The organism is Sandarakinorhabdus rubra, assembly GCF_010994245.1.
GTDB lineage: Bacteria > Pseudomonadota > Alphaproteobacteria > Sphingomonadales > Sphingomonadaceae > Sandarakinorhabdus > Sandarakinorhabdus rubra.
Genome location: NZ_WMHO01000417.1, coordinates 1 through 860, shown reverse-complemented (window position 1 = coordinate 860; position 860 = coordinate 1). Strand labels below are relative to the sequence as shown.

Below are 860 nucleotides of genomic sequence, written 5' to 3'. Positions count from 1 at the left end.
ATCATGCACCTCGGCCAGGCTGCGCGGCCGGCCATCGGCGGCAAAGAAGGTGGAGCGGTTGGCGGCGGCCGCCGCCGGCAGCAGGCTGGCCGCCGCCAGTCCCGGCGTGGCGGCCATGGTCTTCAGGAACTTCACCGCGCCGCCGGCACCGAAGAAGGCGGCGAGATAGAGATCGGCGCTGCCCACCGCGCGGCCCAGCGCGCTTTCCAGTTTCGCCGCATTGTCGCGGGTGAATTCGCCGGCCATGGCAGCGGCCGCACCGGCATCATGGCGCAGGGCGAGAATGGCCTGCTTCACTGCCGGCGCGGCGCCATCCTTGAGCGCCTGCGCGGCCCAGCCCAGCCCGTGCGCGGCGCCGTGACGGGCCACCACGCCCAGCCAGGTGGCATCGGTGAACTGGAACAGGCCGCTGGCGCTGCTGGTGGCGGCGCGGGCGGCGGGGTTGAGCCCGGATTCAGCGCGGGCATTGGCCAGCAGATAGGAGAAATCCACGCCGGTGCGCTGCGCCGCCGCCTCGATGGCGGCGATCACCGGCTGGGCATTGCTGCGCGGCTGGATGGCGTGCGTCATGCCCCACATCCTGCAAAGCCTGTGCCAGCTGTGCGCCCCCCGGCCATGGTTCAGGCCCAGCGCCCGTCGCGGCCATAGGTGACCGGCTCGGCGCGCACCGGCGCCGGCCGCAGCACGGAGAGCCGCTTTTCAACGCTGATCAGCTTGGCGCGGGCGCGCAGCATGGCCTCACTGTTGAGCGCGCGCGCCTGTTCCAGAGCGGCGCGCGGCACCGGCGCGCCAGCGCGGATCGCCGCCTGCACCGCGTCCAATGCCTCGCGCTTCGCATCGGTGGCGGCGGCAATCGCATC

2 protein-coding genes are annotated in these 860 nt (G+C 73.0%); both read right to left on the bottom strand.

Going from position 1 to position 860, the window contains the following annotated elements:
- The coding region (locus tag GJV64_RS14970; protein ID WP_164158305.1) for a transglycosylase SLT domain-containing protein at positions 1 to 570 on the bottom strand (570 nt) is incomplete at its 3' end.
- A 50-nt stretch (positions 571 to 620) separates the two neighbouring features.
- Positions 621 to 860 (bottom strand): hypothetical protein (locus GJV64_RS14965; protein ID WP_164158303.1); only part of this gene is annotated, 240 nt, incomplete at its 5' end.